General features: G+C 70.8%; 21 protein-coding genes and 1 riboswitch. Of the genes, 13 read left to right on the top strand and 8 right to left on the bottom strand.

Going from position 1 to position 22,180, the window contains the following annotated elements; translation table 11 throughout:
• Positions 1–62 precede the first annotated feature (62 nt).
• Genes NHL53_RS13320 through NHL53_RS13335 form a run of 4 tightly spaced genes read left to right on the top strand, consistent with a single transcriptional unit; the run spans position 63 to position 3,859 of the window.
• Positions 63–1,061, top strand: a complete 999-nt coding sequence (locus NHL53_RS13320) for a siderophore ABC transporter substrate-binding protein (protein WP_433777364.1) — start codon at positions 63–65, stop codon at positions 1,059–1,061.
• Between the two features lie 44 nt (positions 1,062–1,105).
• Positions 1,106–2,092: an ABC transporter permease gene (locus NHL53_RS13325; protein WP_433777365.1), complete on the top strand. Its 987-nt coding sequence runs from the start codon at positions 1,106–1,108 to the stop codon at positions 2,090–2,092.
• On the top strand, positions 2,085–3,107 hold the full coding sequence (locus NHL53_RS13330) for an iron chelate uptake ABC transporter family permease subunit (protein ID WP_433777366.1): 1,023 nt from the start codon (positions 2,085–2,087) through the stop codon (positions 3,105–3,107). The genes NHL53_RS13325 and NHL53_RS13330 overlap by 8 nt, the downstream gene beginning before the upstream one ends.
• Positions 3,104–3,859 carry an iron ABC transporter ATP-binding protein gene (locus NHL53_RS13335; protein WP_433777367.1) on the top strand — a complete coding sequence of 252 codons (756 nt, stop codon included), beginning with the start codon at positions 3,104–3,106 and terminating at the stop codon, positions 3,857–3,859. Before NHL53_RS13330 ends, NHL53_RS13335 begins: the two co-directional genes overlap by 4 nt.
• A 6-nt stretch (positions 3,860–3,865) precedes the next feature.
• Here NHL53_RS13335 and NHL53_RS13340 read toward each other — a convergent pair whose 3' ends face one another.
• The 3 genes from NHL53_RS13340 to NHL53_RS13350 form a co-directional block, all read right to left on the bottom strand.
• On the bottom strand, positions 3,866–4,708 hold the full coding sequence (locus NHL53_RS13340; RefSeq protein WP_433777368.1) for a phospholipase: 843 nt from the start codon (positions 4,706–4,708) through the stop codon (positions 3,866–3,868).
• Positions 4,709–5,000: 292 nt separating this feature from the next.
• Complete coding sequence (locus tag NHL53_RS13345) at positions 5,001–5,201, bottom strand: hypothetical protein (RefSeq protein WP_433777369.1); 201 nt, start codon at positions 5,199–5,201, stop codon at positions 5,001–5,003.
• Between the two features lie 42 nt (positions 5,202–5,243).
• Positions 5,244–5,996: a winged helix-turn-helix domain-containing protein gene (locus NHL53_RS13350; protein ID WP_433777370.1), complete on the bottom strand. Its 753-nt coding sequence runs from the start codon at positions 5,994–5,996 to the stop codon at positions 5,244–5,246.
• A 460-nt stretch (positions 5,997–6,456) separates the two neighbouring features.
• On the opposite strand from NHL53_RS13350, the gene NHL53_RS13355 reads away from it, so the two are divergent.
• Positions 6,457–6,747 carry a GNAT family N-acetyltransferase gene (locus NHL53_RS13355; protein WP_433777371.1) on the top strand — a complete coding sequence of 97 codons (291 nt, stop codon included), beginning with the start codon at positions 6,457–6,459 and terminating at the stop codon, positions 6,745–6,747.
• A gap of 2 nt (positions 6,748–6,749) precedes the next feature.
• On the opposite strand, the gene NHL53_RS13360 is transcribed toward NHL53_RS13355, so the two are convergent.
• Together NHL53_RS13360 and NHL53_RS13365 are read right to left on the bottom strand one after the other, a co-directional pair.
• Positions 6,750–7,538 carry an SseB family protein gene (locus NHL53_RS13360; RefSeq protein WP_433777372.1) on the bottom strand — a complete coding sequence of 263 codons (789 nt, stop codon included), beginning with the start codon at positions 7,536–7,538 and terminating at the stop codon, positions 6,750–6,752.
• 140 nt (positions 7,539–7,678) lie between these two features.
• Positions 7,679–8,200, bottom strand: a complete 522-nt coding sequence (locus tag NHL53_RS13365) for a hypothetical protein (RefSeq protein WP_433777373.1) — start codon at positions 8,198–8,200, stop codon at positions 7,679–7,681.
• Between the two features lie 53 nt (positions 8,201–8,253).
• Positions 8,254–8,369, bottom strand: a riboswitch (SAM riboswitch).
• Positions 8,370–8,416: 47 nt separating this feature from the next.
• Here NHL53_RS13365 and NHL53_RS13370 point away from each other — a divergent pair.
• Entirely contained in the window at positions 8,417–8,818 is a 402-nt protein-coding gene (locus NHL53_RS13370; RefSeq protein WP_433777374.1) for a nitroreductase family deazaflavin-dependent oxidoreductase, read from the top strand.
• On the opposite strand, the gene NHL53_RS13375 is transcribed toward NHL53_RS13370, so the two are convergent.
• From NHL53_RS13375 to NHL53_RS13385, 3 genes are read right to left on the bottom strand one after another with little or no spacing between them, the layout of a single operon-like run.
• Positions 8,815–9,744, bottom strand: coding sequence for a DUF3427 domain-containing protein (locus NHL53_RS13375; protein ID WP_433777375.1), 930 nt, complete (start codon positions 9,742–9,744; stop codon positions 8,815–8,817). The genes NHL53_RS13370 and NHL53_RS13375 overlap by 4 nt on opposite strands.
• Positions 9,662–11,719 (bottom strand): DEAD/DEAH box helicase family protein, encoded by a 2,058-nt coding sequence (locus NHL53_RS13380; protein WP_433777376.1) that lies wholly within the window; start codon positions 11,717–11,719, stop codon positions 9,662–9,664. Before NHL53_RS13380 ends, NHL53_RS13375 begins: the two co-directional genes overlap by 83 nt.
• Positions 11,716–12,111, bottom strand: a complete 396-nt coding sequence (locus NHL53_RS13385; RefSeq protein WP_433777377.1) for a (deoxy)nucleoside triphosphate pyrophosphohydrolase — start codon at positions 12,109–12,111, stop codon at positions 11,716–11,718. The genes NHL53_RS13380 and NHL53_RS13385 overlap by 4 nt, the downstream gene beginning before the upstream one ends.
• A gap of 143 nt (positions 12,112–12,254) precedes the next feature.
• Between NHL53_RS13385 and NHL53_RS13390 the strand changes: the two genes are divergently transcribed.
• The 7 genes from NHL53_RS13390 to NHL53_RS13420 all read left to right on the top strand — a co-directional run bounded on the left by NHL53_RS13390 (position 12,255) and on the right by NHL53_RS13420 (position 22,179).
• On the top strand, positions 12,255–13,421 hold the full coding sequence (locus NHL53_RS13390; RefSeq protein ID WP_433777378.1) for an exonuclease SbcCD subunit D: 1,167 nt from the start codon (positions 12,255–12,257) through the stop codon (positions 13,419–13,421).
• Entirely contained in the window at positions 13,418–16,708 is a 3,291-nt protein-coding gene (locus NHL53_RS13395; RefSeq protein ID WP_433777379.1) for an AAA family ATPase, read from the top strand. Before NHL53_RS13390 ends, NHL53_RS13395 begins: the two co-directional genes overlap by 4 nt.
• A gap of 164 nt (positions 16,709–16,872) precedes the next feature.
• Positions 16,873–17,808, top strand: a complete 936-nt coding sequence (locus NHL53_RS13400) for an aldo/keto reductase (RefSeq protein WP_433777380.1) — start codon at positions 16,873–16,875, stop codon at positions 17,806–17,808.
• A 39-nt stretch (positions 17,809–17,847) separates the two neighbouring features.
• Positions 17,848–18,030 (top strand): hypothetical protein, encoded by a 183-nt coding sequence (locus tag NHL53_RS13405; protein WP_433777381.1) that lies wholly within the window; start codon positions 17,848–17,850, stop codon positions 18,028–18,030.
• Between the two features lie 51 nt (positions 18,031–18,081).
• Complete coding sequence (gene nadE, locus NHL53_RS13410) at positions 18,082–18,900, top strand: ammonia-dependent NAD(+) synthetase (protein WP_433777382.1); 819 nt, start codon at positions 18,082–18,084, stop codon at positions 18,898–18,900.
• Between the two features lie 136 nt (positions 18,901–19,036).
• Positions 19,037–21,550, top strand: a complete 2,514-nt coding sequence (locus tag NHL53_RS13415) for a glycoside hydrolase family 3 C-terminal domain-containing protein (protein ID WP_433777389.1) — start codon at positions 19,037–19,039, stop codon at positions 21,548–21,550.
• Positions 21,550–22,179, top strand: coding sequence for a hypothetical protein (locus NHL53_RS13420; protein ID WP_433777383.1), 630 nt, complete (start codon positions 21,550–21,552; stop codon positions 22,177–22,179). The genes NHL53_RS13415 and NHL53_RS13420 overlap by 1 nt, the downstream gene beginning before the upstream one ends.
• Position 22,180: the final 1 nt, after the last annotated feature.

A 22,180-nucleotide genomic window follows, 5' to 3' on the forward strand; every position in this document is an offset into this window, starting at 1 on the left:
TCCCCACCCCGTGAGTACGCGCCTGACGGCGCGCCCTCGAACGAAGCTGGAGAACCTCTCGCATGCGCATGTCCCGCCCCGTCACGATGCTGTCGCTCGTCGCCGCATCGGCCCTCGTCCTCGCCGGCTGCTCCTCGGACGGGGGCGACGCCGAGGCCGACGCTCCCGCGGGCGACGAGAGCGCATCGACCATCGAGGTCGAGGACAACAACGGCGCGCAGACCGTGACGGTGCCGCCCAACTCGGTCGTCGCGACCGACAACCGCACGTTCGAGACCCTCTCCGACTGGGGCGTCGAGCTCACCGCCGGCGCCGTGTCGCTCATGCCCGACACGATCGACTACGTGGACGACGACTCGATCGTCGACCTCGGCAGCCACCGCGAGCCCGACCTCGAAGCGGTCGTCGCCGTCGAGCCCGACCTCATCGTCAACGGCCAGCGCTTCAGTCAGTACCACGACCAGTTCGCCGACCTGGCCCCCGACGCGACGATCCTCGAGCTCGACCCGCGCGAGGGCGAGCCCTTCGACGCCGAGCTCAAGCGCCAGGTGGAGGTGCTCGGCGAGGTCTTCGGCAAGCAGGACGAGGCCGCTCAGCTCGGCGCCGACCTCGACGACTCGATCGAGCGCGTGAAGGCCGCCTACGACTCGGGTGAGACCGTCATGGCCGTCATCACCTCGGGTGGCGAGATCGGCTACTCGGCTCCCGGCAACGGCCGCACCTTCGGGCCCGTCTTCGACATCCTCGGCCTGACGCCGTCGCTCGAGGTCGACGAGTCGAGCGACGATCACCAGGGTGACGACATCTCGGTCGAGGCGATCGCCGACTCGAACCCCGACTGGATCCTCGTGATGGACCGCGACGCGGCCGTCGCCTCGGACGACCCCGAGTACAGCCCCGCGGCCGAGGTCCTCGAGGACTCGGAGGCGCTCGCCGGCGTCACCGCGGTCAAGGAGAGCCAGATCGTCTACATGCCCGCCGACACGTACACGAACGAGGGCATCCAGACCTACACCGAGTTCTTCTCGGAGCTCGCCGACGCCCTCGAGGCGGCGAACTGATCCCGCGGCCACCGCCGCCGTGTGAGAGAGGACGACCCCGCATCATGACCCCCGCGACACGAGACGCCCCCGCGCGCACCCGGGGGAGGCTGTTCGACGCGAAGCTCCTCATCGGCGTCGTGGTCGTCCTCGCCCTCCTCGCCGTGTCCCTCTTCACCGGCGTCTACGACGTGTTCGGCGCCGACGACGGCGCCGAGATGTTCGCGATCACGCGGATCCCGCGCACGATCGCCCTGGTGCTCGCGGGCGGGGCGATGGCGATGTCGGGGCTCGTGATGCAGCTGCTCACGCAGAACCGGTTCGTCGAGCCGACCACCACGGGCACCACCGAGTGGGCGGGGCTCGGGCTGCTGACGGTGATGGTGCTGTTCCCGGGGGCGTCGATCCTCGCGCGGATGGGCGGCGCGACGATCGCGGCGTTCATCGGCACGATGGTGTTCTTCCTGTTCCTCCGGCGGATCTCGCTGCGGTCGTCCCTGATCGTGCCGATCGTGGGGATCATGCTGGGCGCGGTCGTGGGGTCGGTGTCCACCTTCGTGGCGCTGCAGACCGACATGCTGCAGAACCTCGGGGTCTGGTTCGCGGGGAGCTTCACCTCGGTGTTCCGCGGACAGTACGAGCCGCTGTGGATCGTGCTGGCCGTCGCGGTGGTGGTGTTCATCGCCGCCGACCGGTTCACCGTGGCCGGTCTCGGCAAGGAGATCGCCACCAACGTGGGGCTCGACTACAACCGCGTGATCCTGCTCGGCACGGGCCTGATCGCGGTGGCGACCGGCGTGGTGACCGTCGTGGTCGGGAACCTGCCGTTCCTCGGACTGATCGTGCCGAACATCGTCTCGATGATCCGCGGAGACGACCTGCGCAGCAACCTGCCGTGGGTGTGCCTGACGGGCATCGCGATCGTGACGGTGTGCGACCTGGTCGGCCGCACGATCATCATGCCGTTCGAGGTGCCCGTCTCGCTGATCCTCGGGATCGTGGGCGCGGTGGTCTTCATCCTCCTCCTGCTCAGGCAGCGTCGCCGTGGCTGAGGGGAGAGCCGTCGTGCGCAGCGCCCGCCCCCTGCCGACCCGCCGCGCCCGGTACCGGTACGCGCTGGTCGTCGGGATCCTCCTGGTGCTCGCCGCCGCGTCCGCGTTCGGCCTGCTGGCGTGGGAGAACCCCATGCCGGTCGGCTCCGACGGGTTCTGGCGGATCGCGAAGCTGCGGGCCGAGAACGTCACCGTCATCGCCGTCGTCGCGGTGTGCCAGGCGGTGGCGACGGTCACCTTCCAGACCGTCACGAACAACCGCATCATCACCCCGTCGATCATGGGGTTCGAGTCGCTCTACACGGCCGTGCAGACCTCGTCGGTCTATTTCCTCGGCGTCGCGGGAGTCGTGGCGCTGCAGGGCGTGCCGCAGTTCCTGCTGCAGGTGGTGCTGATGGTCGGCTTCTCCCTGCTGCTGTACGGATGGCTGCTGTCGGGGAGGTACGGCAACATCCAGATCATGCTGCTGATCGGCATCATCATCGGCGCCGGCCTCGGATCCGTGTCCACGTTCATGCAGCGCCTCCTCACGCCGAGCGAGTTCGACGTGCTCTCCGCGCGTCTGTTCGGCAGCATCGCCAACGCCGACGCGTCGTATCTGCCGTACGCGATCCCGATCATGGCGGTCGCGACGGCGCTGATCTGGTGGAACGGGCGCCGTCTGAACCTCATCGCGCTCGGCCGGGAGGCCGCGACGAGCCTCGGGCTGAACCACCGGGCCGAGGTGATGCGGATGCTGCTGCTGGTGTCGCTGCTGATGGCGGTCTCGACGGCGCTGGTGGGGCCGATGACGTTCCTGGGGTTCCTCGTGGCGACCCTCGCCTACCAGTTCGCCGACACGTACGACCACCGCCACATCTTCCCCGTCGCCGCGCTCACCGGATTCGTCATCCTGGCCGGGTCGTACTTCGTGATGAAGAACATCTTCTACGCGCAGGGCGTGGTCTCCATCATCATCGAGCTGGTGGGCGGATCGGTGTTCCTGTTCGTCATCCTCAGAAAGGGCAGGCTGTGATCACCCTCACCGGAGTCCGCAAGCAGTACAGCACCGAGGTCGCCATCGGGCCGGTCGACGTCGAGATCCCCGGGGGAGGGATCACGGCGCTGGTCGGGCCGAACGGGGCGGGCAAGTCGACGCTGCTGACCATGATCGGGCGGCTGCTGGGCATCGACGAGGGCACCATCGAGATCGCCGGCTACGACGTGGGCAGCACCTCGTCGAAGGACCTCGCGAGGATCGTGTCGATCCTGCGTCAGGAGAACCACTTCATCACCCGCCTCACCGTCCGGCAGCTGGTGTCGTTCGGCCGGTTCCCCTATTCGAAGGGGCGCCTCACGGAGAGCGACGAGGACATCATCAGCCGCGCGATCGACTTCCTCGATCTCAGCGAGCTGGAGGGCCGGTACCTCGACCAGCTCTCGGGCGGACAGCGGCAGCGCGCGTACGTCGCGATGGTGCTGTGCCAGGAGACCGACTACGTGCTGCTGGACGAGCCGCTGAACAACCTCGACATGCGCCACTCGGTGCAGATGATGCAGCAGCTCCAGCGCGCCGCCGACGAGCTGGGCCGCACGATCGTCATCGTGCTGCACGACATCAACTTCGCCGGGCACTACGCCGACCGGATCTGCGCGGTCAAGAACGGGCGGGTCGTGCAGTTCGGGACGCCGGAGGAGATCATGACCGACGAGGTGCTGAGCGGGGTGTTCGACACCCCGGTGCAGGTCGTACCCGGCCCGACCGGGCCGCTCGCCGTCTACTACTGATCCGGATCAGTACCAGTCGGTCGCCTGCGAGTGGCCCCATGCCGCGCACGGGGTACCGTAGACGGACGAGATGTACTCGAGTCCCCAGCTGATCTGCGTCGCGGCGTTCGACTGCCAGTCGTCTCCGTGGCCGGCCATCTTGCTGCCGGGCAGCGACTGGGGGATGCCGTACGCGCCGCTGGAGGCGTTCGTCGCCTGGTAGTCCCAGCCCGACTCCTTGGTCCACAGCTGATCGAGGCACCCGAACTGGTCGGATCCCCAGCCGTACTCGTCGGCCATCATCTTCTGCGCGGTCGCCTGGGCGCCCTCCACGGTGTTGGCCTCCGCGAGCTGCGCGGCGGCCTCCTCGGCCTCCGCGGCGGCGACCTCCGCCTTCCGCTGCTCCTCCTGGCGCTTCCGCTCCTCGGCCGCGCGCCTCTCCTCCTCCTCGGCGGCGGAGACCTGGTCTGCGAGCTCCTCCGCCTCGGTCACGGCGGCGCTGCTGAGCTTGACGGCCGCGGGGGCGGGGATCCCCTCGTCGTCCTCGAGCGAGGTCACGAACCCCTCGAGGCGGGTCGTGTCGACCTTGCCCTCGGCGCGCTCCATGACCTTGTGGGCCGTCGTGAGCGCCTCGTCGACGTCCGGCGACGTCTCGGCGGAGACGAGCGCCTCGGCGGCGACGGCGCGCGAGCCGGCGTCGGGCGCGAGGGTGAAGGCGGTCGTGCCGGCGCCGATCGCGACGACGCCCGCCGCCGACGCGGCGATCACCGCGATGCGGCGGCGGCGCCTCTCGCGCTCCTGTCGGAGCAGGCGCACGTGGTTCGGGCGGGGGAAGGAGGGGAGGGCGAGGCGGGTCTCGTCAGGGGTCATCCGGGGAATCGATCTCACTGTCTCGGGGCGCATCGACGTGCGCGATGGGGGTGAGCGCCCTCCGGGAGGGAGGAGCGCCGGACCCCGAGAATGCGAGGCGATCCTGGGTGCCCGCGGCCTCCGGCACTCAGACTCGGCGTCGAGACGGGACGGACCGGCCCGAACCTGAGAACGGCGCCGGTCCCGCGGCATCCGTGTCAGGATGCGGATCGCGACGGATTCGAACCGTTGGTAACGGAACGGTAACGAGCGGGTTCTCAGAGTCTCCTGCGAGAGCGGTGAGAGGGGCGGATCAGAGCTCCGCGCCGTCGTCGTCGCGGTCGTAGATGCCCTGGTTGCCGCCTCGTCGGGACTCGCCGGCGATCAGGACGCCGATGCCGATGAGGACGCCGAGCGCGAGGCCGAGCCACGGGCTGCCGAGCACGGATCCCACCAGGCAGGCCAGGGCGAGCAGGCCGACGGCGATGAGGATCGAGCGGGCGCGGCGTGACATGCGTCCATTGTGTCGCGGATCCGCCGCGCCCGCTCGCGGGTCTCAGAAGCGGTCGGGCGAGGGGGTCCCGGCGCCGTAGCGGATCGTGACGTCGGCGTGGCGGTCGAAGCGGTAGCCGACGCCGCGCACGGTGCGCACGATGTCCTCGTAGCGGCCGAGCTTGGCGCGCAGACGGCGGACGTGCACATCGATCGTGCGCTCCCCGGGGGCGCTCTCGTCGTCGGTCTGCCAGATCGCGTCGACCAGCTCGCCGCGCTCGATCGTGCTGCCCTCGCGCAGGACGAGGTACTGCAGCAGCTCGAACTCCTTGTACGTGAGGGCGGCGGACTCCCCGTCGATCGTGACGCGCTTGCGCGAGATGTCCACGGTGACGCCCGCGTCGACGTCGGGCTTCGGGGCCTCCTGCTTCGTCCGGGCGACCGCGCCGGGCTCCTTCAGGGCGAGGCGCACGACGTCGATGTCGCGCCCGCCGGCCTGCTGGGGGGCGAGGGCCACCGCCGCATAGGTCTGCGCCCGGGGCGAGAGGTCGGCGATCGTGCGGCGGAGGGCGTCGACGAGCACGTTGAGGCTGACGCCGTCGGCGGCGGCCGAGGCCTCGTCGAGGCCGACGTAGAGGGCGAAGCCGCGCGGCTCCGATCCGGCGGGCAGCGGCGAGGAGGTCTGGGCGGAGGAGAGATCGTTCACGGGGCGGCCGTTCGACGAGGGTGCGGGGCGGGCATCGGAGAGCGGCGGAACCGCGCGCAGGTGGGTCGGGCGGGTCGGGCGGACGGGGGTGCGAGGGGCGAGAGCGGCCATGATGATGAGGGTCCTTCGAAAGGGTGCGCGGATGCGGGGATCCGGCGGGTGCTGTCGGTCGGCGCTCCCCGAGTCGGGGTGCGCGGGATCCCTCCCCGGAAGACGGGGGAGAGAGCCGATCCTGCCGATGTCGCGGGGCTCATGTGGCTCTGCGCGCGGTCATCGGGGCGGATCGTGCGGGTGTGCGGACTGCGTCTGACGTCAGCGGCACATTCGACAGCACATGACATCGCGACCGGGCATCATCATCCCGGTGACTCCGTTCGCCTCCTGGGCGGACAGAAGCTGCGTGTCATTGGTCATGTCGAGGATTATTGCGCTCCGTCTCGCAATGTGTCAAACGGCGGCGTCACATGACGCCGCCGACGCCGGGAGGCGACGATCGGCGGGGTGCGGCGCGCGGGGCGCTCGGGTGCGCCGAACGGCCCCGAGGGCAGCCCCGCGGCCGTAGATTGGGGGCATGAGCGACGACGACCTGACCTTCCGCGACGCGCCGGACGCGTCGCGCTTCGAGCTGCGGCGCGGCGACGAGCTCGTGAGCGTGCTCGACTACCGCATCAAGGACGGCGAGATCGCCCTGACCCGCGCCTTCACACCCCCGCCGCAGCGCGGCCAGGGGCTCGCCGCGGTCATCACCGAGCGCGCGGTCGACGAGATCGCCCGCCGCGGGGGTCTGCGGATCCAGCCGGTGTGCTCGTACGTGGGCGTCTGGTTCGACGCGCACCCCGAGCGCGCCGACCTGCTGGCCTGAGCTCAGCCGTCGCCGCGCTCGAACCAGTCGAGCGGGAGCTCCGCCGCGGGGCCGGCGGGGTTGACGACGATGCCCGACATCTCGCCTTCCGCGGCCGAGTCGATGACGCGGTCGAGCGTCGCGGGCTGCGCGACCGCGTCGGGGGCGAGCGCCCACACCTCGGCCGGGCAGGAGAACAGCGCGTGCAGGCGCGCGCCGTCGGGGCGCGTGGCGGTCAGCACGCTGTAGCCGATCGTGTCTCCGTCGTCGTCGGTCACGGGCTGCCCGCCCACGTAGACGACGCCCTCGCGCAGGATGCGCACGAACTCGTCGATCTGCACGCCTCCGTCGACCAGGGCCGTCGCGATGCGCGCCGCGCTGGCCGGATCGTCGCCCGCCGCGCGCTGGATCTCGTCGGCGTAGGCCACGAACGCGCCGGGGGTGCCCGCGTCGATCGCGATGCCGTCGTGGTGCTCCCTCGACTGCGTGAGCGCGCCGGCGGCCGGCTGAGCGAGCGACAGCGGATCCTCGTGCTGCGAGTATGCGGCGAGGCGGGCGTTGTCGGTGAACGCGAGCAGCAGGTCCTTCTCCTCGCCGTCGCTCACCGACGTCACCACGAGGCGATCGCCCTCCTGCAGCGGGTGCTGCGGGTCGGCGATCTCGGAGCCCGTGATGTCGAGCAGCAGCTGGCCGGCGAACGCGGTGCGCAGCACCTCGCTGTGCGTCTGGGGATCCTTCCGCTCGGCCCACGTCGCCAGGGCCTCCTGGACGCGGGTGTTCTGCACGGGCGCGGGAGTCGCTTCGGAGGTCATGCGGTCCACGCTACGCGGGGCCTCCGACAGAGGACGAAACCCGGCGCGCCGGACGGGTGCCGACGCGCTCCGGGACGACGTGTCCCGCATCGGGGCGCCCCGGCGCCCCGGCGCGCCGCGCGGGCGCGCCGGGGCGGCGCTCAGTCGTCGAGGAGGGTCGTGTCGCCCGTGCGCAGCGACACGACGCCGCCGAGCGGCGGGAGCGCGTCGCCGTGCAGGATCCGCAGCGCGGCTCGCTTCGGGGACGCGCCGGCGCGCACCTTCTCGAGCCACGGACGCCAGGCCTCGGCATTCAGCCGGTACGCGGGGAGGCGGTTCGGCTCGTCCACGGGCCACAGCTCGAAGAGGTGCGCGTGGTCGCGCGGATGCAGCTCGCGGCGCAGCCGCGTGGAGCGCAGGATCTCGCAGAGCAGGTAGTACTCGAGCGGCGTGAAGCCGACCGCGTGCAGATCCCGCGCGGCCTGTCGCCACGAATCGGGGGCGTTGGTGCCGCCGCCCACGATGCCCCGCGCGATGTACGAGAGGATCAGCGGGCCGTTCCGCCGCGGCAGGTGGTCGAGCAGGTAGCGCGACCAGAGCGGACGGTCGGCTTCGGGCACGTCGCCCCAGCTGGCGTCGGGATCGGGCTGCTCCGGAACGTCTCCGGGGATGGTGGTGCTCATGATGATCGGGATCCTTCCCGGAAGCCCGCAGGGGCGCACCGCTCTCGCGGGCTTCCATCGACTTGCCCGCACGCGACCGCGCCGGGCCGGTTCTTCCCCTGGGGCACCCCGCTCGATGGAGGGGGTTGCCGTGCGGCCGGCCAGGTACCGACAGCCGCAACTCGTGAACCTGGAGCGAGTGTACACGGGGTCCGCGGGGCGGAGTGCCCTCGCGGCATGAAGCGCCGCACCCGCCGGTTCCTCGATGTGCTGAATCGCACTCTCAACCCGCTGACGCTGCGGATCGCGCGGTCCGGGCGCGGGCCGTTCTCCCTCGTGGAGCACATCGGACGCCGCAGCGGCGCGACCTACGAGGCCCCGCTCATCCTCGCCCCGGTCGGCGAGGGCTTCGTCGCCGAGCTCACGTACGGGCCGGAGGTCAATTGGCTGCGCAACCTCGAGCAGGCGGGCGGACGCGTGCTCCATCGCGGGCGGTGGTATGCGGTGGTCGCCGTCGAACCCTGCGCGGCGGACCACGGCCTCGCGGCCTTCCCGATGCCCGCCCGCCTGGTCCTGCGCGCGCTGCGGAAGCGCGACTACCGGCTGCTGCGCACGGGAGAAGGAACGGAGAGGGATTAGGTCGTCAGCACGGGGTGGAAGTAGTCGTAGAGACCGGCTTCCATCGGCGCCGAGAGATCCAGCGTCATCATGACGATGGGCTGCTCCTGGCCATGATCGTTGATAATCGTTGTCTGCTGTGGATCTTTCGCGGTCGCTTCGCCGAGATAGTAGAAGTCACTACCCTCCGCATCATCCTTCTTCACAAAGACGTGAAGCGCGTAGTCGCCGGCAACAATGCTTCGGACTTCCGGTGTTTGTCGTGTCTTGTTGGGGCGGGTGAACCAGCGCATCGTGGACCGATCCACGAGGGTGTCCTCGTAGCGGGTGCTGGCGGCAATGTCATCCGATTTGTGGAGGGTGACGAAAATTGGGCAGGTGTGAGTGCCTTGGTGCAGTTTATAGCCGTAGATCACGCCCTGCTCGTTGTTCTCCCACCCAAGAAGCTTGCACGCGTCTTTTCGTGTGTACTGCACCCCGGGTGTCAGAGGGCGCGCCGAGTCGTAGCGCGCGTCGATGAGGGCGGACCCTGTCGCGATCAGGTCATCGACCGCCTCGGTGAACCCACCGCCCTCCCCGTAAGACTCCGCAACGTCTGAGGCGAGGCGTAACCCGTCATCCAGACGCAGCGCGATGGGGCTACCGTACGTCTGATTTACCTCCTGGCCGGTGTGAAACTCCATCGTGAAGATGCGGATCAGCCCGGTCACAATGGTGTCCGTGTCCTCCCACCCACGTGCCGCGAGGAGATCCGCGATGTCCCGTCGGGTGAGCGGGTGCTGGAGGAGCTCGCGGAGGATCGTGATCTCGTGCCCGCGCTTTGCCGTGAGGAACTCGCGCGTCATGAATTTGAGCGCGTCGCTCTCACGCGGCGAGAGGGATTCGGGCTCGCGCAGAGCAGACGCGACGAGCGCAGGGAAGTGATCGCGGTGGGTGGCGAGTACCACAGGATCCGTGGATTCGAACGCCCAGAAGTCCATGAGGCGTGGGGGGGCGCCCTAGGCGCTTCTCCATAGAGAGCACGGCGCGGCGGAGGTTGCGGGCGGAGTCGAGTTTCGCGTTACTGATGGCGCTGAGAACTCGCTCTTGCGCAATCCGATCGAACCGCACGCTGGACAGCCCGGGCAAAACTCCGCGCTCTTCCGCGGTGATCAGTGATTTGCGGAGCGACTCTTTGTTGAGCGACTCATTCCCGAAGAGGGCGATCGGGATCATGTAGTTGTTTGTGTAGTTGCCGATAACATCAATGACAACCAGATATTCCTTGTCGCGTGCTTTGCGGAGGCCCCGGCCCAGCTGTTGCACGAAGACGATCGACGATTGCGTTTCCCGCAGCATGATGACCTGGTTGACCGACGGGATATCCACGCCCTCGTTGAAGATGTCGACCGTGAGGAGATAGTGCAGGTCGCCCGATTCGAGCCGCTCGACGGCAGCCTCACGATTGGGGAGGGAGTCGTCACCCGCGAGCGCGAGCGTGCGGAGCGGAACGCCCCTCAGTGTGCGCGCGTTGAGCGCCTCCGAGAGTCGTCGCGCTTCGTCCTTCCGGCTGCAGAATATGAGACCTCGTGGGGCGACGCCGGCCTGCCCGTAGAGGTCGAGCGCCGTCACGAGGTGATCGACGCGCTCCGGGGTGATGAGGAGGGACGGATCGGTCTCGGGAGAGGTGCCGTTGGCATACGACACGTCGGTGATCCCGTAGTAGTGGAACGGGGTCAGCATGTCCTCTTCGAGGGCATGCTGAAGCCGGATCTCGTACGGCACGTTGTAGTCGAACAGCTCGAACACGTTGAACTCATCGGTCCGCTCAGGGGTGGCGGTCATACCGAGGAGGAAAGTGGGCTCGAAGTAGGTCAAGACACGGCGGTGTCCCTCGGCGCCGGCACGATGTGCCTCGTCGATGACGACGTAGTCGAAGGCATCGGGGGCGAACGTGTCGAGGTGGCGCGAGAGTGTCTGCACGGTGGAGAAGACGTAGCGGCGGTCATGCTGCTTGATCCCTCCCGTGAGCTTCCCGTAGTCCGAGAGGGGGCCGCCGAGCACGCGATGGTATTCCTCGATGCTGCGGTCGAGGATCTGCTCTCGATGGACGACGAAGAGAAGCCGCCGCGGTGCGCAGGATCGCGCGTCCAGGGCCGACAGGATGGTCTTCCCCGTACCCGTCGCTGACACGACGAGTGCGCGGCGCCCACCCTGCTCGCGGACGCGCGCGATCGCCTCCATCGCCTCCTGCTGCATGCGGTTGGGGACGATTGTCGATTCGTCTGCGGACACCGGGGTGTTGCCGGCGTCCTGACGGCGTGGACGCGGGAGGGGCGGGACGTATCGCGCGCGGTAATCGTCGAGCCATTCCTGCGTGAGAGGTGCGGATTCGTCCGCCTGGCGAGCGACGAGGGAGCTGAGCTGGTCGGCGAGGTCGCTACCGTGCGCCGCCGATACCTGGAGGTTCCATTCGTGATTGGAACTGATCGCGGCTTCGGTGAGGTTGGAGCTTCCCATGAGCACCGTGACCGTGTGGGCGGATTCGAACACGTACCCCTTGGGATGGAACGCGGCGGCGCGGTGGATCCGTACGTCGATGCCGAACTGTTCTTTGAGGTGGAGGAGCTCGTCGAAGGCCCTCGGTGCATTGAACGTCAGGTAATCCGACGTGATGATGGTGCCGGTGCGCCCGGAGTCCCGGAGCTCGACGAGTTCCTGCTTGAGGAGCGCGAGGGCGCGGGCCGAGACGAACGCGACGGAGAACGTGAACGTCTCACAGTTGCGGAGCTCTTCCCGCAGCGCCCGCAAAACCGACGTGTCGTCCGTGTTGAGAACGACCCGAGGGTTGAACCGGCGGGGTGCGGAAGCCGTGGCCTCGACGTACCCGAAGTTCACGTCGAGGGCGAGAGACGAGTCCCACGCGAAGTCGACGTGGGTCATGCGAACGATCGCTCCCGGAGGAGGTCGACGGCCGGAACATCGGCGGGAGCCCAGGTCAACGTCGCGAGATCCGCTGGACGGAGCCACGTGACCTCGGTGTGCTCCGTGAGGTGGGGCGTCCCTTCGACGAGACGGCAGAGGAAAGTCGTGAGATGCACGACGCCGAAGTCGTATTCGTGCGCGGTGGTGGCGACCTCGTCACCCACCTCGACGACGCATTCGAGTTCTTCCGTGATCTCGCGCTGGAGCGCCTCTCGCGCCGTTTCTCCCTGCTCGATCTTCCCTCCGGGAAACTCCCACAGCCCAGCGAGGCTGCCGCGTCCGCGTCGTGCGCAGAGGATGTTGCCTGCGTCGACGATCACCGCGCCAACAACATGGATCTGCTTCTTCACCGAGGGACTCCAGACTGACGGTCGACAGGAACACGGTCAGCGTCGTGCACACCACTGACAATCGAACGCTATCGTGCGCGCCGACCGTCGTTCCGCCGACGCCCTCCGTTCGTTTGTCGGACCCTCCCCGTAGCGTGGTGGGCATGCGAATCCTGCACACCTCCGACTGGCACATCGGCCGGTCGTTCCACGGGCACTCGACGCTCGACGCGCTGCGCGAGGTGCTCCGAGATCTCGTGCGTCAGGTCGAGCAGAACGGCGTCGACCTCGTGGTCGTCTCGGGCGACGTGTTCGACTCCGCGACGCCCGCCGCGGGCGCGTACACGCTGCTCACCGACGTGCTGCACGGCATCCGCGAGGCGGGCGCGCAGGTCGTCGTCACGAGCGGCAACCACGACTCCGCGGCGCGGCTCGGGTTCCAGTCGCGGTTCCTCGGCGCGGCCGGTGTGCACGTCATCACCGACCCGCTCACCGTGGGTGAGCCGCTCACGTTCCACGACGCCCACGGGCCCGTGCACGTCTATCCCGTGCCCTACCTCGAGCCCGCTCTCGTCCGCCACCTCTGGCCAGAGGCCGAGATCCGCACGCAGGAGCAGGCGATGCGGCACGCGATGTCCCTCATCTCCGCCGACAGGGCCGAGCGCGGCGGGCGCAGCATCGTCATGGCCCACTGCTTCGCCGCAGGCGTCGAGCCCACCCAGGGCGTCGAACGCGAGATCCGACAGGATCTCCGCCAGGGGTCCCTCGACGTCGTGCCCCTCGGCGACCTCGCCGGGCACGACTACGTCGCCCTCGGACACATCCACGGGCGCGCGACGCTCGCCGACGGCATCCGCTACTCCGGCGCGCCCCTGCACTACAGCTTCGGCGAAGCCGACAAGCCGCGCGGCGCGTGGATCCTCGACCTCGACGCCGACGGAATCGCGAGCGTCGAGTGGACCGACCTGCCCGTCCCGCGCCGCCTCGCCGTGCTCCGGGGCACGCTCGACGAGCTCCTCAGCGACCCGCGCTTCGACGAGCACACGGACGACTGGGTGTGCGCCGTGCTCACCGACGCCGTGCCGCAGCCCGAGCCCATGCGCCGCCTGCAGAAGCGCTTCCCGCACTGCGCCACCATCCAGTCCGACCCCGAGCAGGTCGACACCGGGCCCGAGCGCAGCTACCGCGACCGCGTCGGCCGCGGACGCCCCGACCCGCAGGTCGTCGACGACTTCCTCGCCTTCGTCCGTGCGGGCGACGGCGCGAGCGACGCCGAACGCGGCCTCGTGGCCGACGTCGTCAGCGCGCACCGAGCGGAGGAGAGCGCATGAGGATCCACCGCATCGAGATCGAGGGCTTCGGGCCCTTCCGGCGCCGCGAGCAGATCGACCTCGACGCCTACGCGGCCGACGGCATCTTCCTCATCGCCGGCCGCACCGGGGCCGGCAAGTCCAGCATCCTCGACGCCGTCTGCTTCGCCCTCTACGGCACCACGCCCCGATCCGACGACGGCGAGAAGCGGCTACGCAGCGACCACGCCGACCCCGGAGAGGCCACCCGGGTCGCCGTCGAGTTCTCGCTCGACGGCACCACCTGGCGCATCGAACGCAGCCCCGAATACGAGCGCCCCAAGCTGCGCGGCACCGGCATGACCACCGAACCCCCGCGCGCCGAGATGTTCGAACGCGTCGACGGCGAATGGATCGGCCGCGCCGCCCGCGCCGTCGACGTCGCGCAGCTCGTCACCGAGGTCATCGGCCTCACCCACCAGCAGTTCCTGCAGGTCATCCTCCTCGCCCAGGGCCGCTTCGCCCGCTTCCTCCTCGCGAAGAACGACGAACGCCGCCAGCTGCTGCGCACCCTCTTCGGCACCCGCCGCTTCCAGAGCTACGAACAGGCGCTCGACGAGCGTCGAAAGCAGGCCTCCGCCGAGGCCGAACAGCAGGAGCAGAGCCTCCGCGCCGTCCTCGACCAGGCCGACAGCGACATCGCGGCCCTCGACGAGGCGCTGCAGGAGAGGACGGACGTCTCCGATGCACGGCGCGACGGGACGCCGTTCCTCGCGGCCGACGTGGCTGCGGAAGAGCGCGCTTCCGAAGCGGGGAGAGAGCCGGGCGCGGCGATCGGGCACGTCGCACCCGCCGATGCGTCCACGGCAGACACTGCGGGGAACGATCCGGAGGAAGGGAACGGATCGGGTGGCGACGTCGCGACCGGAGACACCGCGATCGTCGATGAGCTGGCACCGGACGCGGAGACGACCGGATCCCCCGCAGACAGCGGCACGTCCGCGCTCGCGGGCGCCGAGACCGACCCCTGGACGCAGGAGATCGCACGGCTCGCGGCCGCCGCGGCGCGTGCCGCCGAGCTCGCCGATGCCCGCGATGCCGACGCGGAAGTCGCACGCGCGGTTCGTGACGCCGCCGAGAGCACCCGCGACGCACTCCGCCGAGCCGCCGACGGCCAGCACCGCCGAGACGCGGCCCGCGCCGCCCTCGCGTCCCTCGACGCCGCGGGGGAGGAGACCGAACGCCGCCGCGCCGCCCTCGCCTCCGCCCGGCGCGCCGCCTCGGCCCGCGGAGCCCTCGACGCCGCCGACCGCGCCGCCGATGCCGTCACCACCGCGACCACCGCCCTCGACCGCTCCCGCGCGAGCTGGGCCGACGAGAGCAGCGGCAGCGTCGACGGACCCTCCGCTGACGCGGAACCCGCCGCCCTCGACGCGTTCGTCGACGAGACCCAGCAGCGCATCGGATCCTGGCAGCCCCTCCGCGAGCGCGAGACCCAGCTCGCGCAGCAGGCCGACCGCCTCGAGGCCCAGCGCGTCGACCTCGCCGCCCTCGACGTGCGCATCGAGAAGACCCGGGCGCAGCGCGCCGTGCTGCCCGAACGCATCCAGCGCACCGAGGAGTCCCTCGAGGGCGCCCGCGAGCGCGCCCAGCGTCGCGAGGCCGTCGACGCCCACCTCCGCGACCTCCAGAAGCAGTTCGAGGCCGCCCAGGAAGTCGGCGACCTCGCGCAGAAGCACACGCAGGCAGATGCCGCCGACCGTGCCGCCCGCGAGCAGAGGAATGCCGCAGAGGCTCGGCTCGACGCGCTCCACGCCCGCCGCCTGCGCAACATCGCCGGCGAGCTCGCCGCCGACCTCCGCGACGACGAGCCCTGCCCCGTGTGCGGATCCGCCGAACACCCCCAGCCCGCCGAACGCGCCGACGAACCCGTCACCGCCGACGACATCGACGCCGCCGAGGCCGCCCGGCAGGAGGCCGCCTCCGCCGCCGAGACCGCCGCCGTGCGCAGGCAGGAGGCCCAGCTCGCCCTGCGCGACGCCGAGCAGCGCGCCGACGGCCGCACCGAGACCGAGGTCAGCGGCGACATGCTCGCCGCCCGCACCCAGCTCGCCGCCGCGGAAGACGCGGCCCGCGAGAAAGCCGACTACCAGAAGCGCCTCGACGACCTCCGCCGAGCACAGGAAGACCTCGCCGCCGCCGAGACCCGCGACCAGAGCGACCGCAGCGCGCTCGCCGCCCGCATCGACGCCGCGGCCGCCGACCTCGCGCGCGACCGCCGCGACGTCGACGCCGCCCGCGGATCCTTCGACTCCGTCGCCCAGCGCATCGGCCGATCGCAGCGCCTCGCCTCCCTCGCCGGAGCCCTCGCTGATGCGCACCGCGCCCGCGACCGCGCCGAGGAATCCGCCCGCGAGTCCGCCGAAGCGCGCGACGCCGCGCTCTCCGAGGCCGGATTCCCCGACGTCGCGGCCGCCCGCGCGGCGCTCCTCGCCGACCACGAGTTCGCGGCCCTCGAACAGGAGATCCTCGACGTCGACGCGCGACGCCGCAGCGCCGAGCAGACCCTCGCCGAGCTCGCGGACGCCGACCTCCCCGCCGAACCCGTCGACATCGCCGGCGCCGGGGACGCCCTCGCCGCCGCGCGCCGCGCCGCGGAAGACGCCCTCGAGCGCCGCGGCGCCGCCCGCCGCCTCGCCGACGCGCTCGCCTCGCACACCCACCGGGCCCGCGAGATCCACACGGCCGTCGCCGAGCTCCTCGCCCGCGCCGCCGTCATCACCCGCCTCGCCGACAGCGTCTCAGGGCGCGCGCCCAACACCAAGCGCATGGACCTCGAGACCTACGTGCTCGCCGCCGAACTCGAGGAGATCGTCGACGCCGCCAACCTGCGCCTCGCCGAGATGTCCGGGCAGCGCTACGCCCTCCAGCACACCGACGCCCTCGCCCGCCGGAACGCCGCCTCCGGGCTCGGCATCGAGATCATGGACCGCTTCACCGGCCGCGCCCGCCCGCCCCACTCCCTCTCAGGCGGCGAGACGTTCCTCGCCTCCCTCGCCCTCGCCCTCGGCCTCGCCGAGGTCGTCACGAACCGCGCCGGCGGCATCCGGCTCGACACGCTCTTCATCGACGAAGGCTTCGGATCCCTCGACGCCGAGACGCTCGAGGTCGCCATGCGCACCCTCGACGAACTGCGCCAGGGGGGTCGCACGATCGGGATCATCAGCCACGTCGAGGCGATGCAGGAGCAGATCCCCGCCCAGCTCCGCGTCCGGCAGACCCCGGAGGGATGGAGCATCGTCGACCAGCAGACGAGCGGCCCCGCATGACGCCGCGTGACGACGGATCCGCACCCCGCGGACCCGCCCGCCCCCGCCGAACCTAGGCTGGCCGCACCCGCACCCGCACCCGCACCCGCACCCGCACCCGCACCCGCACCCGCACCCGCACCCGCACCCGCACCCGCACCCGCACCCGACCGGCAGGAGACCCCATGACGCGCATCGGAACGAGCGACCTCGACGTCTTCCCCCTGAACCTCGGAGGCAACGTGTTCGGCTGGACAGCCGACCGCGACGCGTCCTTCCGGATCCTCGACGCCTTCGTCGACGGGGGAGGCGACTTCATCGACACCGCCGACGTCTACAGCGCATGGGCACCCGGCAACAGCGGCGGCGAGAGCGAGCGCATCATCGGCGACTGGCTCTCCACCCGCGCGCCCGAGGGCGTCGTCGTCGCCACCAAGGTCGGCCAGCACCCCGACCACGCCGGGCTCGCCCCCGACACCGTGCGCGCCGCCGTCGAGGCATCGCTCGAACGCCTCGGCACGACGACGATCGACCTCCTCTACGCGCACCGCGACGACCCCGACACGCCCCTCGACGAGACCGTCGCCGCCTTCGGAGCCCTCGTCGACGACGGGATCGTGCGCCACACCGCTCTGTCGAACTACTCCGCCGAGCGGATCCGCGAATGGATCGACACCGCCCGCCGCCTCGGCGTCCCCGAACCCGTCGCGCTGCAGCCCCACTACAACCTCGTCGAGCGCGACGCGGAGGCCGACGTGCTTCCCGAAGCCCGCGCCCACGGTCTCGGGATCCTTCCCTACTACGCCCTCGCCTCCGGATTCCTCACGGGCAAGTACCGGGCGGGATCCGTCGACGACAGCTCCCCGCGCGCCGGCGGTGCCGCGAAGTACGCGACATCCCAGGGACTCGCGACCGTCGACGCCCTCGAACGCGTCGCACGCGCCCGAGGCGCATCGATCGCCACGATCGCGCTCGCGTGGCTCCGCGCGCAGCCCGGCGTCGTCGCTCCGATCGCGAGCGCCTCGCGCCCCGAGCAGATCCCCGACCTCCTCGCCGCTGGCCGGCTCGACCTCGCCCCCGAGGAGATCGCCGAGATCGACCGGGTCTCGCAGCCCGAATAGCCGGGCGCTCCCGCCCCGCGGGCGCCTACTCTGGGAGACATGAACAAGAACACCCTCTGGACCGCGCTCGGCGTGATCGTCGCCGTCGTCATCGCGATCTGGATCGTGCAGGTGCTGTTCTCGGTCATGTGGTTCGCCGTGAAGGTCCTCGCCGTCGCCATCGTGGCGCTCGTCGTGTTCCTCGTGCTGCGCGCCGTGTTCCGAGACCGGAGCCGCGACTGACGCCGCGCCGCTCGGCGCGACATGCCTCATCACCGAAGAAGCGGAGAAGCCATGACCCTGCAGCAGGAGATCCGCAGCGCGCTCGGCGTGCGCGCCGAGATCGACCCGCGCGCCGAGATCGACCGTCGCGTGCGGTTCCTCGTCGACTACCTCGCCGCCACCGGCGCGAAGGGCTTCGTGCTCGGCATCTCGGGCGGGCAGGACTCCACGCTCGCCGGACGGATCGCGCAGCTCGCGGTCGAGCGCGTGCGGGAGGAGGGCGGAGAGGCGACGTTCCTCGCGGTCCGGTTGCCCTACGGCGTCCAGCACGACGCCGACGACGCCGAGAAGGCTCTCGCCTTCATCGCCCCCGACCGGGCGGTCGAGGTCGACATCCGCGGCAGCGTCGACCGCCTCGATGAAGACGTCGAGCGCGCCGCCGGCGCCGACGTGTCCGACTTCAACCGCGGCAACATCAAGGCGAGGCTGCGCATGGTCGCCCAGTACGCGCTCGCCGGCGACGCCGGCCTGCTCGTCATCGGCACCGACCACGCCGCCGAAGCCGTCACCGGGTTCTTCACGAAGTTCGGCGACGGCGCGGCCGACATCCTGCCGCTGTCGGGCCTCACCAAGCGCCAGGGGCGCGCCCTCCTGCACGCGCTCGACGCCCCCGACCATCTCGCGACCAAGACCCCGACCGCCGACCTCCTCGACGGCACCCCCGGCCGCGCCGACGAGGACGAGCTCGGCGTGTCCTACGCCGAGATCGACGCCTACCTCGAGGGCGAGGCGATCTCGCCCGACGCGGCCGGTCGCATCGAGGCGAAGTACCTCGCGACGCGGCACAAGCGGAACCTCCCCGTCGCTCCCGACGACACCTGGTGGCGCTGAGCGCCGCAGAAGGAGGGGCCGTTCCCGACTCGGGGCGGCCACTCTCCGTCTCCTCCGCAGAACGTGCGCCCAAAACGACAGCTTGTGCGATCGTCCGCGTCCGCCGGGCGGCCGTCCGGTGAAATGAACGCAGAGGATCCCGCCCTGCAGTTCGGGCCGGACGAACCGGGAGGCGCACAACGTGGTCGACACGACCGAGCTCATCGCCCAGCTGACCCTTCTGGAGAAGGCGGCCCTGCTCAGCGGCGAGAACACCTGGCAGACCCGCGCGGTCGACCGCCTCGGCATCCGCGCGATCTGGATGTCCGACGGCCCCCACGGGGTGCGCAAGCAGGTCGGATCCGCCGATCATCTCGGCCTCAACGCCTCGCAGCCCGCGACCTGCTTCCCGACCGCGGCGACCGTCGCGAACAGCTGGGACGAGGACCTCGCGGTCGAGATCGGCGCCGCCCTCGGCGATGAGGCCGCGGCGCAGGGCGTAGACGTGCTCCTCGGCCCGGGCCTCAACATCAAGCGCAGCCCGCTCGGCGGGCGCAGCTTCGAGTACTTCTCCGAGGACCCCGAGCTCTCGGGGCGCCTCGCGGCCGCCTACGTCCGCGGGATCCAATCCCGGGGAGTCGCCGCGACGCCCAAGCACTTCGCCGTGAACAGCCAGGAGCTGCGGCGCATGGTGAGCGACTCGATCGTCGACGAGCGCACCCTCCGCGAGATCTATCTGACCGCCTTCGAGATCGTCGTCCGCGAAGCGGAGCCCTGGGCGATCATGTCGTCGTACAACCTCGTCAACGGCACATACGCCCACGAGAACCCGCACCTGCTCACCGACATCCTGCGCGACGAGTGGGGATTCGACGGCGCGGTCGTCTCCGACTGGGGCGGCGGGAACGACCCGGTCGCCGCCGTGCGAGCCGGCGGAGACCTCGAGATGCCGTCGCCCGGATTCGACTCGGTGCGGCAGATCGTGCGCGCGGTGGAGAGCGGCCAGCTCGACGAGAGCGACCTCGACCGCCGGGTCGCGGCCGTGCTCGGGCTCGTGCAGCGCGTCTCGAAGAGGCCCGCCGTCGCGGAGCAGCCGGATGCCGAGGCGCACCACGCGCTCGCCCGCCGAGCCGCGGCCGAGTCCGCGGTGCTGCTGCGCAACGACGGCCTCCTGCCCCTCTCCGCCGGCACTCGCGTCGCCCTCGTCGGCGACTTCGCCGACGCGCCCCGCTATCAGGGCAGCGGATCGTCCGCCGTCAACCCCACCCGCCTCAGCACCCTGCGCGGAGCCATCGGCCAGACCGATCTCGTGCTCGCCGCATCGGCGCAGGGGTACCGGCGCGACGGCGCCGCCGCGCCCGATCTCGTCGCCGAGGCCGTCGACGCCGCGGCATCCGCCGACGTCGCCGTGCTCGCCCTCGGACTCCCCGAGATCGCGGAATCGGAAGGCCTCGACCGCTCCGGCCTCGGCCTGCCCGCCGCGCAGATCGAGCTCCTCGCGGCCGTGGCCAGGGCGAACCCGCGCACGGTGGTCGTGCTCAGCGCAGGCGGGGCCGTCGAGACCCCCTGGATCGACGACGCGGCCGCGCTCGTGCACGGCTACCTCGGCGGTCAGGCCGGCGCCGAGGGGATCCTGGACGTCCTCACCGGCGCGACCGACCCCGGCGGACGTCTCGCCGAGACCTTCCCGGTGCGCCTCGCGGACACCGTCGCAGCCGCTCGCTTCCCGAGCACGCTGCGCACGGCCGAGTACCGCGAGGGGCCGTTCGTCGGATACCGGTACGCCGAGACCGCGGGAGTCGCGCCGGCGTTCCCCTTCGGTTTCGGCCTCAGCTACACCTCCTTCGTCCTCGACGGGCTCCGCGTGTCCCGCGACGGCGACGACGTCGTGGCGACCGTCGCCGTCACCAACACGGGGGACGTCGCGGGCAGCCACGTCGTGCAGGTCTACGTCGGCCGACGCGGAGACAGCCGGGTCCCGCGCCCCGTGCGCGAGCTCAAGGGCTTCCAGAAGGTCCGCCTCGAGCCGGGGGAGACTCAGGAGGCCGTCATCCGGCTCGGCGAGCGCGCCTTCCGCTTCTTCGACGTCGACCAGGGGGCGTGGCGCGTGGAAGCCGGCGCCTACGAGATCGCCGTCGGCTCGCACCTCGAGGACCTGCCGCTCGTCGAGACCGTCGTCCTCGACGGAGTCGCGGCGGACGCGCTGCCCGCCGCCCTCGCCGCCTACGCGGCAGGGGACGTGCGCGACGTCGACGACGACGCCTTCTCGGCGCTCCTCGGGCGTCCCGTTCCGGAATCCGGCTGGGGAGCGGGTCCGCTCGGCGCCGACGACCCCATGGACCGGCTCGGCGAGGCGCGCAGCCCGATCGCCCGCGCCGCCTTCCGGATCCTCGACGGCCGACGCCGCCGAGCCGAGGACAGGGGCGAACCCGACCTCAACATCCTCTTCCTGTTCAACGGCCCCTTCCGCATCATCTCGAAGATGAGCGGAGGCCTCGCGACGAGTCGCCTCGTCGCGGCGCTTCTCACGCTGGTCAACGGGCAGTCCATCCGCGGCCTCGGACGCGTCGTCCGGGCCTTCTTCCAGGGCCGCCGCGAGGAGAAGCGCACGGCCTCGGCCTTCCGCGCCGCCTCGACGGGCGCCGCATCCGACGAGAAGAGGAGCGCCTGATGCTCAGCGCCATGCAGAAGAGATGGGCGGACTTCCGCACCTCGCACCCGGAGATGGCGAAGTTCCTCATGTTCTTCGTCTTCTCCAACGGCGTGACCCTGCTCCAGCTCGCGCTCATGCCGCTGTTCCGGTGGGGGTTCGAGCGGTTCACGGATCTCGTCGACGTCGACTTCCAGGTGCTGCCCGTGGGGAGTGACGTGGGCGGCGGACAGTACTTCATGTTCGACTACGCCGCGGGAGCGATGCCCGCGGGCGGCGGCGGACTCGCCTACTTCCTCTCCGTGCAGATCACCATGCTCATCGCGCAGGTCATCAACTTCTTCCTGCAGCGCAACGTGACGTTCCGATCGAACACCTCCGCGTGGGTGGCGGCCGGCTGGTACGCGTTCGCCTACGTGATCATCACGTTCGTCGCCGCGGCCGCCCAGGGGTTCTACAAGGCGCCCATCTACGACCTGCTGATGAACATCTGGGGCTGGGGCCAGACCGGGGAGGTGACGGCCGACGTCATCACCATGATCATCAACTCGGCGATCTCGTTCTGGGTCTTCTACCCGATCTTCAAGGTCATCTTCAGCCGCCGCCCCGAGACGGAGGAGACGCCGGCCGCCGTCGACCAGGCAGGATGAG

Origin of the sequence: Microbacterium sp. gxy059, from assembly GCF_050958665.1 — a bacterium.
GTDB lineage: Bacteria > Actinomycetota > Actinomycetes > Actinomycetales > Microbacteriaceae > Microbacterium.